The organism is Candidatus Uabimicrobium helgolandensis, assembly GCF_041508025.1.
GTDB lineage: Bacteria > Planctomycetota > Uabimicrobiia > Uabimicrobiales > Uabimicrobiaceae > Uabimicrobium > Uabimicrobium helgolandensis.
Genome location: NZ_CP165719.1, coordinates 6704242 through 6723398, shown reverse-complemented (window position 1 = coordinate 6723398; position 19157 = coordinate 6704242). Strand labels below are relative to the sequence as shown.

10 protein-coding genes are annotated in these 19157 nt (G+C 37.0%); 6 read left to right on the top strand and 4 right to left on the bottom strand.

Going from position 1 to position 19157, the window contains the following annotated elements; all coding sequences use genetic code 11:
* Nucleotides 1-342 precede the first annotated feature (342 nt).
* Entirely contained in the window at nt 343-2268 is a 1926-nt protein-coding gene (locus UABHE_RS24990) for an SUMF1/EgtB/PvdO family nonheme iron enzyme (protein WP_372366033.1), read from the bottom strand.
* A gap of 251 nt (nt 2269-2519) precedes the next feature.
* Here UABHE_RS24990 and UABHE_RS24985 point away from each other — a divergent pair, with 251 nt between their 5' ends.
* From UABHE_RS24985 to UABHE_RS24970, 4 genes are all read left to right on the top strand, one after another.
* Entirely contained in the window at nt 2520-3383 is an 864-nt protein-coding gene (locus UABHE_RS24985; protein WP_372366032.1) for a DUF4438 domain-containing protein, read from the top strand.
* Nucleotides 3384-3390: 7 nt separating this feature from the next.
* Nucleotides 3391-4194 (top strand): cysteine peptidase family C39 domain-containing protein, encoded by an 804-nt coding sequence (locus UABHE_RS24980; RefSeq protein ID WP_372366031.1) that lies wholly within the window; start codon nt 3391-3393, stop codon nt 4192-4194.
* Between the two features lie 2 nt (nt 4195-4196).
* Nucleotides 4197-6497, top strand: coding sequence for a glycogen-debranching protein (locus UABHE_RS24975; RefSeq protein ID WP_372366030.1), 2301 nt, complete (start codon nt 4197-4199; stop codon nt 6495-6497).
* Nucleotides 6498-7226: 729 nt separating this feature from the next.
* Nucleotides 7227-14987: an RHS repeat-associated core domain-containing protein gene (locus UABHE_RS24970; RefSeq protein WP_372366029.1), complete on the top strand. Its 7761-nt coding sequence runs from the start codon at nt 7227-7229 to the stop codon at nt 14985-14987.
* 203 nt (nt 14988-15190) lie between these two features.
* On the opposite strand, the gene UABHE_RS24965 is transcribed toward UABHE_RS24970, so the two are convergent.
* Nucleotides 15191-15421: a transposase gene (locus tag UABHE_RS24965; RefSeq protein WP_372366028.1), complete on the bottom strand. Its 231-nt coding sequence runs from the start codon at nt 15419-15421 to the stop codon at nt 15191-15193.
* Nucleotides 15422-16318: 897 nt separating this feature from the next.
* Between UABHE_RS24965 and UABHE_RS24960 the strand changes: the two genes are divergently transcribed.
* Complete coding sequence (locus UABHE_RS24960; RefSeq protein ID WP_372366027.1) at nt 16319-16657, top strand: hypothetical protein; 339 nt, start codon at nt 16319-16321, stop codon at nt 16655-16657.
* Between the two features lie 729 nt (nt 16658-17386).
* Here UABHE_RS24960 and UABHE_RS24955 read toward each other — a convergent pair.
* Both UABHE_RS24955 and UABHE_RS24950 read right to left on the bottom strand, forming a co-directional pair.
* Nucleotides 17387-18121 carry a transposase gene (locus tag UABHE_RS24955; protein WP_372366026.1) on the bottom strand — a complete coding sequence of 245 codons (735 nt, stop codon included), beginning with the start codon at nt 18119-18121 and terminating at the stop codon, nt 17387-17389.
* A gap of 125 nt (nt 18122-18246) precedes the next feature.
* Nucleotides 18247-18519 (bottom strand): helix-turn-helix domain-containing protein, encoded by a 273-nt coding sequence (locus UABHE_RS24950; RefSeq protein ID WP_372366025.1) that lies wholly within the window; start codon nt 18517-18519, stop codon nt 18247-18249.
* A gap of 126 nt (nt 18520-18645) precedes the next feature.
* Between UABHE_RS24950 and UABHE_RS24945 the strand changes: the two genes are divergently transcribed.
* Nucleotides 18646-19068, top strand: coding sequence for a transposase (locus UABHE_RS24945; protein ID WP_372366024.1), 423 nt, complete (start codon nt 18646-18648; stop codon nt 19066-19068).
* Nucleotides 19069-19157: the final 89 nt, after the last annotated feature.

Genomic DNA, 19157 nt, shown 5'->3' with positions numbered 1-19157 from the left:
GTAAAGTATGAGTTGGTATAAAATATCTTATCTGTTTGTTTAGGGCGCGTCATATTACTTTCAAAATCATAGCTCTTCTATTGGTGTAATCATGATTATTCTAGGATGTTCGGATTTATTTCCAAAATACACTAGCATTTTGAAAAACGACATATCGGTCCACCGATAAACTTTTAAATCTTTAATCAAAACAAGAAAGACACAATCCTATAATTGTGTCCAACAGAAACGTTAAATGGATTAGCAAGCTAAGTTAGTGGGTACGTTATTAATTATGAGTGAAAAATTCTGTATCTCAAAATTTATGGTTTGTTTTGTAAAGATATGTTGTAAAGTGTAAACCTAATCATCACCAATGATACTATAGTTCATTTCGCGGTTTAAAACGATGCGAAAGCCATCTATACTACTTGCTGAATCTGGGTGACTACTGATTCTTTTGGCAGAGCGGCAACTTTCGGCAACGCTATCCCAACAACCTCCGCGAAGAACTCGCTTTGAACCACTAGCAGGTCCTTCTGGATTAATAATTTCTTTTTGAGGGTATTCTCCGTACCAGCTACTACACCATTCCCATACGCTACCATGAAAATCGTAGCACCCCCAACTGTTCTTGTTTTGTAGTGATTTTACGACTATCGTTTGTTCACGATATTCTTGCGTTTCACTGTGCTTGTAGGGGTAGTGACCATTGTAATTAATTTTGCTACTTTTAATATCGTTTCCAAGGTTAAAAGGAGTTGTTGTTCCTCCGCGACAAGCATATTCCCATTGTGCTTCGGTTGGAAGTCTGAACTTATTGTCCAGTGCTTTAAAATATTTTTTACAATCGTTCCATGATATTTTTTCAACAGCAGCCTTCTCGTTTTTAAATTGCGAAGGATTGTAAATCATAATAGATTTCCACTGTTCTTGGGTTACTGGAATTTCTCCTATCCAGAAGTACTCACTAATGAGTACTTTGTGAAGTATCTCATCATCGCAGTGGCGGTATTCGCGTTTTGAAGATCCCATCCAAAATTTACCTGGTGGAATTAACCTAAAAACAATGGGGACAGAATGTTCATTTTCTTTTTTTACAACAGCAATATTATATTTTTTGGCATACCATTCTTGGTATTTCTGTGCGTATTCTATTTGTTTTTGATAAGGCAAACGCGTCCATATATCTGCAGTAAAATTGAAATATGTTTTTCGCCAACAAATGTCCCAAATATTTTTATCAATAGGTGGTAAAGATAAATCAACAGGTGGTAAAGATAAATCAACGGCTCTTTTGGTGATATATTTTATAACTTCTGGGTCTGGGCGCTCTTTTATTTGCGTTTGCGGAATACTCTTCATCTCTATTACAGATTCTTCATCTATAGGAACGCGAGATTTACGAACGATAGCTGTTTCTAATGGTGGTATGGTAAATTTTTGTAAATCTTCAAGCATTTCTTTTGTTGTTTGGTAGCGTCCTTCGATATCAAGACTAATAGCCTTCAAACATATTCTTTCTAATTCAACAGGGATTTGAGGATCTATTTCGCGCGGTTTTTGAAATTCCCCTCGCGCAATGAGCAGCAGTGTCGAGGTAAGCGAGTCTCCTTTAAAGGGCACACTTCCGGTAAGCATCTCGTATAAAACAACTCCTGCAGAATAAATATCTGTTCGTGCATCCACTGTTTTTGATGATAGAGCTTGCTCTAGAGACATATAGTAAGGAGAGCCTAAAGTAACGCTATCACTAGTAAAAGAACCAACATCTTCAATTTTAGCTAGCCCAAAATCCATAAGCTTTACACAATTATTTTCGTCGATCATAATATTTGCTGGTTTTATGTCGCGGTGAATGATTACGGGATCGTAGTTGTGTACATAATCAAGAGCTTTTAGTACATCGCAGATAATTCCAACGGATTTTTTAGTGGTAAGTGTTTTTTGCGAAATGAAATCTTCAAGTGTTTGGCCTGAGAGATACTCCATAGCAAAGTAGTAATCACCTTTTTGATTTTTGCCCATGTCGTATACAAGGGCAATATTTTCGTGTTTCCACTGAGCAACAATACTTGCTTCTTGTAAAAAACGTTGTACTTGATTTTCATTTTGGCTTGAAGTATCATTGATGATCTTAATAGCGGCTTTGCGTTTGAGAAATTCATGGTAACCTAGATAAACAATACCCATTCCTCCGCGTCCTATTTCAGCCTCTATCTTGTAATTGGGGATTGTAGGAAAGGATTCTTTTTTTAGCTGTTTTTTAGCAAAATTATCATTGGTCATGTTATGGATTCCTGTAAACACAAATTAGCCAGTGCTGATTTTATTGTGAAAGTTATCTAATCACAAGCTAAAATTATAAAAAAATATACGCGCGGATTGTAGTATTATTTTTTTTGATATAAAAATTTCACTGTTTTACCTACTCTTTTTGTCGGTTCTTAAAACGCAAGTAATAATATTTAAGGCGTGCCTCAATCCCTTAATTACTAAGCCAAATCTCTTATATAAAAAAGAAAGAAAAGGAAAGTTTTATGCTTGAAAACAATGCCAAAAATCTCGTAAAAATATCTGTACAGGGCGAAGCACAGCACCCATATATTGGATCTCCTTATCGTATTGATAAAGAAGGTCAAGCTCATATACTTACAGCAACTGGAGGAATTGTTTTTAATGTAAAAACTGGAGACCCTGCAATGGGTTGGGAGGCCGACCATGTAGAGCCAGGTGTTACCATAAAAAATCCCGATAAGATTTGTAATACAGCTCTCAATGTTTATACTTGCATTGGAAATGAAGCCAAAATAATGTCGGGAGATGCTAAAGGGAAAAAAGGTATTGCTGTTGGTGGTCATGGAGGTGTTGATCACATTATGGTATATTTTCCTGAAGAAGTGTTAGAAGATATGACTCTTGGCGATAAGATTAGAATCAAAGCTTGTGGGCAAGGGCTTAAACTTACAAAATACCCTAAAATTCACGTCATGAATATCGATCCCGACCTCTTTGCAAAATTGAGAATAGAAGAGCACGACGAAAAAATTAAAGTGCCAGTTACTCATGTTGTTCCACCATATATGATGGGCTCAGGTATTGGTACGGCAACGGCAGCCAAAGGTGATTATGATATAATGACTACCGACAAGGAAGAAATTGCCAAGCACAACTTACAAACATTACGCCTAGGAGACATTGTTCTCATAAAAGATTGGAGCAACAACTATGGCCGTGCTTATCAAAAAGGAGCTGTCACTATTGGTGTTGTGATTCATGGTGACTCTATCAAGATGGGGCATGGACCAGGTATTGAAGTTATCATGACTGCAGCAACAGATCTCATCGAAGGAGTGATTACCTCTGATGCCAACATTGCTAATTACCTAGGTATAAACGAGTAGTCATTTTATGGAAAATATTTATATTTTTGTATGTATGCCTGTTATCTGCGTTTACTGTTTTTATCTCGGTTCACTTTGCGGACGTAATAAACACCGGATTTTGTGGACTTTACCACCGCTGTTATTTATATTAGTGCTTTACTTATTGTCAGAGTTCCCTGCAATAGATTATCTTGTTTTTCCATTTCATATCTATGGAAGACTACGCTTTTTTATTCCCTTGGTGCCCTTGATTTTTCTTTTGGGGATAGCTGCTCAATTTCGTTCAAATGCATTGCGACGCGTTTTATATTCGTCTATTGCAGGTTTTTTAATTGTCACTTATTTCTATATTCAATATCAAATAGTGACCTTTGATTATGAACGTTTGCAAGGACGGATTGGTGTAGGTGGATGTTGTATGCAATCAACAGGCCATACTTGTGGACCTGCTGCAGCAGTGACTTTGTTATTAGAACATAAAATTCCCACGTTTGAAAAGCAAGTAGCAAAACTATGCGGTTCTCATCCACTTACTGGCACAAACGAGTTTGTGTTGTCTAGTGTAATGAATCATCTTGCTATGGTGAATAATAAAGATGTAAGATTTAAAATGAAGAAAATCGATTTTAATATTATTGACAATGAGTTGAAGCCTTTTCTTGCAATTATTCGTCTTAACGGAATGATTGCTCACTGGATTGTGATCAAAGAAGTGTCTGGGGAAGACATAACAGTTGCCGATCCATTATGTGGAGTTGTCAAAAGAAAAAAGAAAGACTATGCCGATATATGGTTAAAACGTTGTATTGTCGTTGATGAAAAGGAGTAACAATGCGAATTATATTTTTATTCTGCGTTTTGGTATCTTGGACTGTAAGCGAAGTAGGTTTTCAACACCCACAAAGCGGTCCTTATTCTTCACAAGTGATTACATCTGCAGAATTAGGGAGTCATTTCTTGGGAAATGACGCTACTTTTTCGTTGTACTCAAAAAATGCATCGCGCGTTCTTTTAGAGATTTACGACAAAGAAAACATAAAATATGATTATTGGTTACACAAAAATACAGAAAACGTATGGCAAATACGGCTTAAGGATGTTGATAGAGTCATTTTTTATGGGTTTCGTTTGTGGGGACCTAATTGGAAATATAGCAAAGAGTGGCGGCGTGGTGACAGTTCACAAGGTTTTATTAGTGATGTGGATAAAAATGCAAACCGCTTCAACCCTAACAAAGTTGTTTTTGATCCTTATGCGCGCGAACTATCTCATGATAAATCAAGTTTGAAAATAAAAACGGAGATATTTGCTTCTGGCTCAGGCAGTTTTAAAGGGCAACCACGTAGAAATATAGACACGGGAAAATGGGCCCCAAAAAGTATACTTTTTAAAGAAAACAACAATACCCATAACAAGCCGAATCTCGCTCAAAAAGACGCTATTATTTATGAAGCTCACGTTCGCGGTATAACAAAACATAGTTCTGCAATGTATTTAAAAGATATTGTTGCTGGAATAAACGGCTTTGAAAATGTGGTAAATGTGCCAAAAGACTACCTTGGAACATACAAGGGAGCAGGCTATTTTGCAAAATACCTAAAAGCACTTGGCTTTAACACCATTGAACTTCTTCCGGTTCACGAAACAGACAATGATGGCAATCCTGACGACAATCCTGGCGGTAACTATTGGGGATATGCCACTTATGGCTATTTTGCTCCTGACCGCCGTTATGCTTACGATAAATCACCAGGAGGGCCAACGCGAGAGTTCAAAGAAATGGTCGCTGCTTTTCATCGCGAAGGCATTGAAGTGTATCTCGATGTTGTATATAACCACTCTGGAGAAGGCGGTACTTGGGATGCCAGCGGTGATACTGCTGATATTTTGTTTTTTCGAGGGATAGATAATGCCAGTTATTATGCTATTCCTTCGGGTGTTCCTAACAAATACTGGGATTCTACTGGATGTGGTAATAATCTCAATTGCGCACAACCAGTTGTTAAGAAATTAATTCTTGATTCTCTGCGTTATTGGATCGAAGAAATAGGAGTCGATGGTTTTCGGTTCGATCTTGCAACAGTTTTAGGAAGAGACATTCTACCAAATTTTGATTTTAATCGCGACGCACCATTTCTAAAAGAAATTATCAAGTTACAGCAGCAAACAGGCGCAAAGATGGTTGCTGAAGCTTGGGATGTTTCTTGGCCAGGAGGTTACCAAGTAGGACAATTCCCTCACGGTTGGTGCGAATGGAATGGCCAATATCGAGATGCTGTACGCCGTTTTATAAAAGGCGATGGTGCAAGTACAGGCTTTGCTGATTACGTGAACGGTAGTTACTCGCTATATGCTGACCAAGGTGGCCCACACAAAAGTGTCAACTTTATTGTTGCTCATGATGGATTTACTTTAATGGATCTTGTTTCCTATAATCAAAAAAATAACAAAAATCCTTGGCCGTTTGGACCTTCCGACGGTGGAAATGATAGCAATGATGCTTGGGATTGCGGAGGAGATAAAAATATTCGCCGCCAACAGCTGCGCAATTTGTGGACAATCCAAATGTTTTCGCGTGGAGTTCCAATGTCGGTATGGGGAGATGAGTTTGCTCGGACCCAAAACGGCAATAACAATCCTTATAATATTGATTCTATCGCGACCTGGAATAACTATCGTATGATAAATAGTGACACGCCGCACGTTCAATCGCAAATAGTTTATACTGATAATTTTGGCACTGATAGTCTCAAAGACAATAAGAATAATATTTTTCTTTTTGTAAAAGAACTCGTTCATTTAAGAAAAAAACACCATATTTTACGCCAAGAAAATTATCTAGTGCCTTATCGTTTTACGAAAGCCACTGGTGGTGATTTACAAGGATATGATCGTGCGATACGCATACATATCGATGGCGAAAATGACACCCATTTTTTACTGCTTATCAATATGTGGCGCGAAAAAGTTGATTTTACAATTCCACAAATAAAAGAGCGTAAATGGCAACGCATCATTGATACAGCTCACTGGGCTGAAGTACATTCCAATATCTGGCCACAAGGAGAAACAACTGTTGCAGGAAATTACACTGTAAAACCGTGGTCTGTTACTGTACTACAGTTGAAATAGAAACACATACCTTGTTCTTATTGTGGATTTAACTTCTTCGATAAGAACAAGTGTTTCTTCTCTTAGGTCTGACCACATGCCACTCGTTGAGAAAAACTCAACTCCTCCATTTAGACATCCCACTACAAAGCCAATCTCATTCGACTAAGAAAATTAGTGTTTCCAGTAACAAAACCGATCGGGCTATATCTCTTATAATATTTGATTTTCTAAAAATAAAATATTTTGATAACGCTAAAGATTATGATTTAAAACGCTAAAATGTCGTTTTGCTTTCGAAATATTCTGAAGAATTTAACTTATGTAATTGTAAGGGATACCTTGCCAAAACCTGTTTTGGCGAAGCTTATGATAAAATATAGTGGATAAATTTTTCAATTTGATTTTGTTGCAAAAATATTATTTATTGCCGTTTTTTCACTCTAGGGAGTATCTATCTATAGATACTCATTTAACGAAAATATCGTTTGAGAAAAATAGCACTAGCGATACTTTTATTATTAATATGTGCAAAGGTAGTGAAAAAAAGCCATTGGCTACTTTGAAGTAGATCCAAATAATAAAAGTAGCTTATTACTTTGAAAAAGCGCTATAAAAGAAATCAATCGCAACTCACGAAAAATTTACAAAACCTAACCAAATTTATAAAAGAAAATCCCCAACATTGTTCTGTAGGTTTAAAGAAAAAGCAGACAGAGATAATAAAAACGCAATTAGAGAGGAACAATAGTGAATAAATATTTAGCATTGTTTTGGGTAATGTTGCTGTTTACGGCACCAGCATTTGCACAAAAAGAGTGGAAAGGCGAAACCCAAGCCTTTGCAACACCAGATATCCAGAAAAAACAAGTCTTGTTTACTGGAGACACTACCGCAGTTGCGACAGTCGAGCAAAGTGGTAGTGCTGGCTTTGTTATTTTTGACGGAACAAACTTTGGTAATTTTAACCTTTTGTCACCAATAACAAATGCTAGTGTATTCTCAAATAAAAGCAGCTCAGGAGAAATAACCGCTGTCGTTCAAGGTTCAAATATTGCTTCGTTATTCCAATTTCAAAATGGCAGCTTTGTCCCTCAAGGTGACATTCCAACAATGAGTGGTGACATAGAAGTAAAGAATTTCTTGGTAACTGACGCTGGCAACGGTGTTGCGATATATAAAAAGTTTGACAGCAATTCAGGTAAAGATCAATTGTTTGCAGCATTTGGTCCAATTGGCGATCCTGCAAATTGGCAAGAGTCGTCTCCGATTGGAGATGTGAATCTTGACCTGCTTTCTTCCTTTAATGTCAACTTTGAGGATAGTGGTGATGGATCAATATCAGCTGTGTTCAAGCAAAAGGACGCAAGTGGTAATGATCGTTTACAAGCGCAAGTATCTTTTGATGGTGGAGCAACGTGGGTTGGTTTTCCTATTGATACAGGAGTCGGATCAGTACTAACTTACCGTTTATCACAAGATGGGCAAGCGATTATTTTTGGTCAACAAGGAACAGATGGACTTTTTCATACATTCTTTAGCTCAAAACTTACTATTTTCACGACACCAATTATCGTAGATGCCAACAATGGATCAAGTACTGTAGGTGCTGAATTACAAAACATAGGAACAGAAAGATATCTTGCAATAAACTTTGATATTGCGACAGGAGATTTTAACGCAATTACTATCCAAAGCGGACAAAGAGTTTCGGAAGAAATATTAGTTCCTGGTGGAAATAATGAGTTTATCGAAAGTTTCACAGTAAACGAACAAAATGAAGGTGTCGCGGTCTCAGTGGCGGTTAATAACGGTGTAGAAGTGATTAACGCCAGAAACTTTGAAAACGATGCATTCTTACCAGTAGAAACAATTGCAAATCCGCAAGAAGCAACAACAGGTGGAATAGCAATAGATATCAATGATATTGGTAACATTATTGCGATGTTTGGTCAAACAACAACAAACCCAACTTTTAATTGCTATAGAGAAAATCAAAATCAAGGCGGTGGACTTGACCGCGAAGTAAAAGAAAATGATGGTAGTGTTGTGACAACAGAACATCCATACCACAATCCAGCAGTGAATAACCCAAGTTGTGTAACAAACGCAATGAATAAAACAGGAAATTCAGCAAATTGTGGATGTAGTACTTGTAAATGTTTTACGGCTGGAACATCAGCAACTGTAAATCTTACAGGTACAGATGCCAACGCTGGAGATCCAATTATTCTGAACTCACTTGATTACATTATGGGTACAAGTGTACTGGATATAGCAGGTAGAGGTTTAGACTTTGAATTTCAATTAACATATCGTTCACGCGTTCAATTTGAAGGACGTTTTGGAAACAACTGGTCTGATAATCACTCGCGAAGAATAGTACCACAACAAGATGGCTCGGTTGTACTCTACAGTGGTCGGTTGCGCGGAGATCAATATGAAGTTGTAAACAGCGAGTTTGTATCTCCTGATTTCCATTTTAAGAGAATGATAGAGGACGACGACAGTTTTGTATTGTTGCGCGAAAGAGACGGTATGATTTATCGCTTCTTCCCAATAGACGGATCAGCGAAAGAAGGTTTACTCGAATCAATAACAACACCTTGTGGTAACAAAATTACTCACTCTTACACCAACGAAGGAGTAATTGAGTTTTCGTTAGACAGTCTCTCACGTAGAATTGATTACACAACAGATGACAGAGGTCACATAACTCAGATCAAAGACTTTATTCAAAGAGAAGTCAATTTTGTATACGATGACAACAATAATTTAATTAGTATTACAACTCCAGCGGTCACAGGAATAGGTTTTAATGATTTTCCGAATGGCAAAACATGTGAATTTACTTACTCTGAAGGTTTTAATGACGAGAAGTTAAACAACAACATGTTAACAGCAACTTTTCCAAACGAAGTAGCAAACAACGGTCCTGCAAGAGTTATCAATACTTTCAACGCAAACGATGAAATTCTAACACAGCAGTGGGGCGGAACAAACGATAGTGGTGTGGCAGTCGGTGGAACAATTACCTACGCAAAACAAATAATAAACCCAAACCCACAAGACAATACTGAGATCAAAGAACAAACAACAGTAATTGATCGTAATGGGAATGAAACTGTGTTTTCATACAACAACGAAGGGTTACTTTTAAAGAAAGAAGAAAAAACGAGAGGAATTCGTCCTGGAGATCCTGCGTCTTTTATCACTCTTTACGAATACAATGACATACAGCTAAATACAAAAATAACAATGCCAGAAGGTAACTCCGTTCAATTTGTGTACAATGATGGCTCGCAAGATCAATTCCAAAAAGGAAATCTATTAACAGTAATAAAAACACCCGACGCAGCAAGAGGTGGTGACCAACAATTTATTCGTGTAGACTACGAATACGAGCCAGTTTACAACAAAATCTTACGCGTAAGATCTCCAAGAGAATTAGATCCGCAGTACCAACCACAAAATGGTGGAGCAAACGCTGAAGGAAGATACACAACAGAATCAATTCCAGATTACTTTGAAGCAGACCTTGATACTACGGGCTGTGCATGTGGATTCACTCTACAAGACCTTATAGATAAATTCGGAGTAGATATTAGTTCGGTACAAGATCGAATCAATTCTGGCGATTTAAATGGCGATGGTCGCGTAGATAACATATGTGGTAACACTATAGTTGTACGCCAACCAAATGTAAATCTTTTAAGTGGATCACTGCAATCTGGAGTAGAAGGCAGCACAATTCAAATAATCGAATCGCGTATGGCCTACAATAAATTCGGTCAATATGTATTCACGGAAACACCTGAAGGTGAAGTAACGACGTTTAGTTATTTTACCGAAGGAGACCCCGATGGTGATGGAGCAAATATCCTAACCGGAAACAACAACGATAACAAGCCTTTCGACACCCAAACCGGTGGATATCTAAAGGAAATGATAACCGACGATTCACACAGCACGCGCTATCGCGGAAACTCAGCTCCGACGCAGATAAAAACGCAGTTTGGCTACGACCGTGTAGGAAATCGCACCTCGATAATTGACGGTCGCGGTATTAAGCACACTATGGTCTTCAACCAGTTAAATCAATTAGTAGAAGCCACAAGGGCTGCCGATGTTTCGGGATCAACAGAACAAAATTTAGTAAATTTTGCGTACAAGTCAAGAATTCTTTACGACGCCAACAACAACGTGATAGAAACGCAAGTAGAAATTCGCGATGACAACAACCCCGATTTGCCAAATTTTCTTCCGTCGATAGTAAAATATGATATTTTAAATAATCCAATTGAAATACAACAAACCGTAAGTAATTCAGAGGTAATTACAACTCAAATCTTTCGGGACGCCAACGAGAATATAATACTCACCAAATCTCCTGAATCAGTAAATGGTAATCAGGAAAACAACACAGTTTCCTGTGTTTTAGATGAAAGAGACCTCGTATTTACAAAAACTTCTGGTGCTGGATCAGCTGACGAGCGTACTTTTACTTTCAACGTCGATAACAACGGAAACATAACAACAACGATCGATGCTGAAGATAATAACGGTGATGGTTCAGGAGAAGTAACTACGATAATTTTTGATGGGTTTGACCGTGTAAAACGCACCATTGATGCTGTTGGGAATGAATCGATCGTAACTTATGATCCAGATAGCAACGCAATTTTAGCTGAAACATTTGGCCCGATAGGTGGAGCAAGTCGTACTACGAACAGCACCGCTGGTAATGTTCTAATCGCCAAAAGTGAAATGCTGTACGACGAAATCGCGCGTGTGTTCCAAACCGACACTCATTTATTTGTAGCAAACGGAGTAAGCACCGTAAGACCAGTAGTTCTAAACGACAACGATGCCAATCCAAATGATGGCAAAGTAACTGCTTTCGTGGATTATGATCGCAACTCAAGAGTGACATTTACCACAAGTCCAAGTCCGCAAGGTGCCAGAGAAACAAGTTCGTTTGAATATGATGGAGCTCAAAGACGAATCCGAGTGATTGACGCTGAAAACAACGAACAAAATATAGTATATGACAATAACAATAATCCAATTCGCATAACAAGAACCGATGTTAACCCCGCAGGAAGAATAGCCAGCGAAACCTTCGAGACAATCAACGTTTTCGATGCGCTAAACCGCGTACAGAGAACCACTGATAACATCGGACAAACCAGCTACTTTACTTACTCCAGTCGAGATCTCTTAATCCGCACCGCCGATGCTCAAGGAGCAGAAATAGCTGATCCACTAGGATTATTTGCAGGTAACATCAACAGCGAAGGCAATACTTCCGAAACGAAATACGATGGTCTTTCGAGGTCTTTCGAAAGTACTCGTGAACTACGTGTAGACGGCGAAGGGGGCAACCCATTAGATTTATCAAACCCGTCCAATATCGACGGCAAGATAACCGAATTCACCACCTATGATCAAAATTCAAGGGTAATAAACGTTTCTGATGATAACGGAAATACCACAACGTACGAATTCGATAACCTGAATCGTCTTACAAAAACAGTCTACGCCGATACCCGTGAAACCACTGTAGAATATGACAAAGACAGTAATATAATTCGCACCACCGACAATAACGGCAGTGTCTGCGACTACATATTTGACGGTATTCACCGCACCACAACAAAAAACATAACCCGTGCCACAAACATCGAAGGTACAACTCAACAAACCTACGAGTACGATGGACTGTCGCGCTTAACTTTGGCGGTTGACAACAACGATCCAAACGACGCGCAAGATAACACTACAGTAACAAGAAATTACGATTCGTTAAGCCGCTTAGTAGAAGAACAACAAAACGGTAAAGTAATTTCAATGAACTGGCGTGAAAGCGCAGATCTAGCAAATTGCACCTATCCAAACGAGCGCGTAATCGAATACACCTACGACAAAATAAATCGCGTAGGCGAAATCAAAGATGCCGCATCAACAACCGCGATCGCAAGCTACGACTACATCGGAGCGCGCGTTATCGAAAGACTCTATAAAAACGGTACTAAATTCACTACTCTAAATGACGAAGGCGATAGTAACGTTGGATATGACAATTTACCGCGCTTAACACAAATGCGTCACCTCCGCCCAAACGGAAAACGCATCCAAGAGTACGAATATCAGTATAATAGAGTTAATTTCAAAACCCAAAAGAAGAACCTACGCCGCAATAGATTTAGTGAAACATATGAATTAGATTCGCTGTATCGCGTAGTAGATTTCAAACGTGCTCGAATAAAAGAAGATGAAACCCTGGGGAACACCTCGCAAAGTCAAAGTTGGCAATTAGACGGTGTAGGCAACTGGGCGAAAACAACCATTGATGGAGAAGAAAAAACCCAAACTGTAAATGAAGTCAACGAATACGACGCATTTGGCGGTGTAGCCTTTGTTCACGATGACAACGGAAACATGACCGACGACGGTCAAAGACTTTTCACTTATGACGCGCTAAACCGCATCACACAAATCAACAACAAAGCGAACAACGAAGTTATCGCAACTTATAAATATGACTTCGCCAACCGCCGCACAACAAAGGAGTTTACAAGTCAAGAGTTAACAACCTGCGACACCTCACAAGGTGAAGCCGTAGCAGATGCAAATACCTTAGCACTTTACCGCTACAATAATGAAAATGGCCCGATAATAGACAGCTCAGGCAACGGTAATGATATTACGAATCCAAGAAACACCACGAGAGAAGACGGACTATTTAACACTCGCTCTCTGAGTTTCAACGGAGAGCGTTTACGGATGCCATTATCAGCTTCTCTTGATAACATTCAAGATCAGTTGACCGTGGAAACGTTTGTATTTGTAGACGCAAATGACATTGAAAACTTAGGTAGTCCTTTAGTAAGACGCAAAGGCAGTTTTAACCTTAAAATAAACGGCAGTAGGCTAAAGCCTGTGTTTGTTATCCATACCTTGGACGGCGCAAACCAGCCTGTCACTACGAGGGTAAGAGGAAATGTTGCCATACCGCTATCTACATGGATTCATATTGCTGGAGTTTATGACGGACAAAGTGTAAAAATCTTTGTAAACGGCAATCTCTTAGCCGAAAAACCTCTCACTGGAAACGTCGTAATCGATCCGACAGTAAGAACCTTTCTTGGAAGAGGTAACTTCGTAGGCAACTTAGAAGAAACAAGAATTTCAAATATTGCCCGCGTCGGATGCGCTCCAGGTGGTATAATTAACAAAGATGTGCGTCGCTCATTTTTCTATAGTGGTTGGCGTGTGGTTGAAGAACGCGAACAACAGCGTGAAACTGGGCAAGCGTTTGGAGACGAAGTTGTAACACGGCAGTTTGTAGACGGTCTTGGGATCGACGAACATTTGCAGATGGCGATATACGATGAGACTGGTAGCGATATTTCCGAAGAAAGATATTTTCATCAAAACCATCGCGGTGATACTACTGCGATTACCGATATTGGTGGTAATGTTGTATTTCGTTTTGAGTTGACAACCTACGGCGAGATCTTTGTGGTGAATTCCGATAATGATTTGGAAGAGTTTGCTGATTTTGAAGAGATCGTTTATGGCTTCCAAGGACGACGATTTGACGAAGAAACTTCGTTGATGTACTACCGTAATAGGTATTATAATCAGAAACTTGGTCGATTTATCCAACGTGATCCTTTGGGGTATATCGATTCTTATGGGCTTTATGAAGCTTTTGCTAATAATCCATATAAGTTTTCAGATCCATTAGGAACTGATGATGTGGAAATTACAGATGTAGTTACTAAATCAATGGTAATAAATCACTTAATGCAATCAATTACCCGGATAAGTCAAACTTCTTGGGGACAATCAATGCAAGGGCAAGTGGTATTAGGAATAGCAAAAAAGGTATTATTTGATATAGTTACTGGAGAAACTGATTTTAAACTATTTGGTCATAGAGATGATAAGACGTACGGGCATAGAGATTCAGATGAAGTAATGTTGAATTTAAATGATGGAACTTTTCCAACCAACGCGCTTCGAAATGGAGGAATGATTGGACCTAAGAACAAGCCTGAGAAAGATTCTATGACTTTGGTACAAAAGCAAAGAATATGGACGGAACGAAATTTAAGATATTTCACAACTAGGTGGAAAATTGTGTATACATTCATTCATGAATCATTGCACCTTGAAATAACTGGTAAATCTAAAAATGAGGAATTAGAAGTAGATTATATAGCTTATCTTGCTGTAACTAGTGTTGAGTGGTCAGGAATGCGTGGAAAAATCACACCAACTAAACAATTTAAAGAAATTGAGATATTTCACATTTCAGACAAAAAACAGCCTTGCCCTGACATGGACCTCGATGTTTACAACGAATATGGATGGAAAGCGGGGTATCAACCATATTTTCTATATCCTTGGCAAACGGATCCATTCTGCTTATATGACCCTATTACTCGTGAAATTACAAAAACACTTTTCCCACTACTATGGACACATGAACAAACTAAGTAAGGTTCATCCGACTAATGTAGATTTTTAGTTTTATATTTGACTAATGTAACGATAAAAAAGTGTAGTACTCAAAAACCAAAAATTTTAGTCGCCCCTTTTAGGGGCTATTATCTCCAAATATTAGGTTAATTCTATTGGGATTGTTTTTCTTGTTGGCCTTGGTACTTTACATATTTTCGTATTTTTTCTGGAATCCTATCGTATCAACACAATATCCTTTTGCCCAAAAATGATTCCCAATACGGTTTTTGTTTTAACTTAGGAAATTCATTAAACACTCGTATTGTAGCTTTCACTTTTATTGTTCCCATATATTGAGATATAGATACTTTTGGAGGTATCATTACTAGAAAGCGTACGTGATCTTTTTGAATATTTAGTTCTACTATTCCACAGTCCAATTTTTTTGAATACAGTCTAATGCATTGATTCACTTCATTTGCTATTTACCTGTCAACATACTGTATCGGTATTTGGGCGTAAATACTATGTGATATTGGCAATGCCAAATCACTTGTGATAACATCCTAAATCTACTCATCTGTTACTCCTTTATCATCGTTGTGGGGACAACTTGATTTAGAGTTTAGCATTTGAGCAGTTTAAAGGCATAGCCTTCTGTTTATTACCAGGCCCACAGGACCTGGTTTTTCAATCTTTAATAAAGTGGATATTTCTCTAAAAATACCGAAAACAACATTGCAATATAGTGTCATCTGGCGATTTCGATCTTCTGCAAAGTTGGAAACGGCAGTTCAAAATTTCACAACTTCTTACCGTAAATGGTATGTAGATATCTCTACATACCATTTCGTATCTTATTGGTTCCCGAAGGAGTGGTTGAAAATTTTTTTTATATTGTAGAGGATTCAATTGCCAAAGTAGTAGACAATTGAATTGCTATTACCAAAAGTAGTTGAAATAATTAATTTCGTAAAATGCTGTTAGATAGATAATATCTCTTTTTACTTTTGTTTCTCTTGAGTTATTACCTGAGTTACAATTTCAAGAAAAAGTCGCTTCTTCTATTGGTGAAAAGAAATTACTTCTCTCAAGGCTTTCTATTTTCTCTGATATTGAGAAAAAGCGATTTTGGCTCTTTGATTTCTCTAAATCTAGCGCATCTTTGATCTCTTCTGGCTTAGGCAAAGCTGACCTTTGCTTAAATTTTGTTTTTCAATCTCTTTATTTTTCTAGTTGTCAAAGAACTGCGTAACTTCTATTATCAAAGATTCATTTTCGATCTTGTTGCTCAGATCTACCAACATAGAAGTTCGACTAGAGTAAGTAAAGTCAATTTTTCATAGGTTTTATCTGGAGAAAATACACAAATGAAGAAAAATAAATATAGATATATTCCATTCATTTTTATCATTGTGACTTTAGTATTGTTTTTTTTTATGTTTTCTTATTTAGGATACAAGTCTACTTATACCAGATTATCTAAATGGGCACGTGCTTATGAGAAAAATTTTGGCAACATTAACTTTGATTTTGCATTTTCTCATTTCAGCATTTATGAGACTCACCGTCATATTGAAGAACCTTGGAAAACGTATTACTTTGTTTTTGTGTATGAGTATCGCTACACAATAAGAAAAAAAAGGGTTATAAGGTTTATTGCTTACTATCCTTTTCATTTAGAAAATAGATATATTTTTTATCCGTAAATTGGGGGATGCTGTTGCAAAAAATAAATTCTCCATTCATTTTAAGTTTTTTGTATAATTCACAATAAAACGGAATAAGTAAATTCAAAATTACGAATTCGTTTTCTAGAAACGATATAGAAGGCAAACCCATAATTGTCTATATAGATGCAGTTGCTGATTATTATAAAAACAGACTTCAGTGGGATAAAAATTGGGATATAGAATCAGAAAATTTGCACTCAAAAAGAGTAAAAGTCAAAATAGAAAATGTTATATAAAAAAACAAATAAAGAATAATTGTATTGAAAAGAGGGACAGACCTTGAGATAAAGAATAATTGTATTGAAAAGAGGGACAGACCTTGAGATATAGGAGGACTTACACAATAGTTTCTTTGAAATTCTTGTTGGCTTCTGAAGGTCCAAAACAAATTGAAAAGAGGGACAGACCTTCAAATTGAAAAATTGAAAAGAGGGACAGACCTTAAATTGAAAAAATTAAAAAATTGAAAAGAGGGACAGACCTTTATCGCAGAGATAAACTTATACAAAAAAAATGAAGGTTTTGTTGTTTGATAATTTATGGAATTCAAGAAAAAGAGAATAACAGAGAAAATAGTAATTGAATAAAAATTCAATTATAAAGAGAATTGTGTGCACAAAATGGCACATTGAAGAGTTGTAAACAGACTTTGAGCATTATAAATTTTCATAGCTATTTTACTTTAGGTTGCAGTAGAATGACTCCCTAACTACTATCGATATTGGCTTTGGCTTTTCTCAGAGTGTATATTTCTTTTTCTTGCGTTTTGTAATTTTTGCGTTTTTCATAGTACTTATGATTGGCATGCTTCTGAATAATATTTTGTACAAATTGCTTTGAACCGTATATAATGCCATAAGTGAGTGGCTGTTGTTTTTTCAGTAAGCCTTTTTCTTTCATTGCTGATTGCATTATTTGGCGGTATTTTTTTTGCCTTTGCTTTGGTGAAGAACCTAACTGTAAATATTGATCGTGGTAATCTATTTTGAAAATACCTTTTCCATAAGCATGCTGTCCGTAGCTAGAGTATCGCCACTCTTTAGGATGTTTAGTTACACCATTGCGCGTCATATTTAGTTCGACGTAAAAAAGGCAATTCATGTAATACTCTTCTGATTCTATGATAGTTGAATGGTATCTTCCTGTCCAAAAGTGTCCCGTTTTTTTGTACTTTTTGTTGTATGCTTTTGCAAAATGACCTTGGCTGTACTGCATAAAAAGAGATAGGTTTTTATTGTCTGGCGTGCCTAAAATCAAATGGATATGGTTATTTGTCATACAAAATCCATGAATACTTACACCGTACTTATCTCGCGCTTTATTTAGCATTGTTAGATAGAGATCAAAGTCCTCGTTGTCATTGAAAAAATATTGGCGATTATTGCATCGTGCGACAATATGATACACTCCACCAACATAAATTAATCTCGGAGCACGCATCTTTTCTCCTTTTTTTAGTTATCGAAAGTTTTATTTCTTATTGTATCGCCTTGTTCGACAACTTAGGAAATAACATAAAAAATCACATGTAAAGTTGTATGCTTTTGGATTTTTATGTTTAGAGATTAGACATCTATTTTCTTATCAATTTTAGAAACAATATCTAAAATTTGTTGTATCTTATCCTCTTTTTTCGAAGTTCTTCCAAATAATTCATCTACAATTTCAAGTTTTTCTGCCAAATAAATCAACATCTGTGCCTGTGGTGTTGTTATATTTCTTTCCCATGAGGATATCGCAGCAACAGTAATATTAAATTCCTCTGCTAATTCTCGTTGCGAAATCCCTTTACTTACTCGACCTTGTCTGATTATTTTTCCTATATCTACTTTTTCCATTTTTTTTTATAAGGGTGTCAGACCTTTTTTACGCAAGATGTAGTGGATGCGAACCAAATTTTTCAATTCTTGTGTCAGACTCAGTTAAATGGGTGATAGACTTAGAAAAAACTTGAAATTGCATTAGTGTCAGACTCAGTTAAATGGGTGATAGACTTACAAAGTAAAGAATGGCGGTCGCTAAAGAAGCTAAAAGGTTTAGTACTTGCGATAGACGGTATAAAACCAGATATAGGCAGTGATATACTTTTTATTATTCGAGAAGTTCAAACAGGGTATGTTCTAGCTTCTAAAATGTTAGACTACATAAACGTAGAAGAAATAAAAAAGTTAATAGAAGAAGTTAAAAATGAAAACTTCCGTATTCTAGGAGTTGTGAGTGACAATGATTCTTGTTTGAGAAGAGCAATAGAAGAATCATTACCAGAAGTTCCTCATCAACTTTGCCAATTTCATTTTTTAAAGCAGCTCGGGAAAAAAATAAAAAAAGAAGATGGTAAGTTAAAAAAAAATTCTATCAACACTAGTAGAGTTAAGAAAAAGAGCTAACGATTTTAAACTAGAGAGTACAAATAAAAATAATACTTTACTGGAGAAGCAATATTTTTTAGCAATTTCAACTATTCTCAGATCAAAGG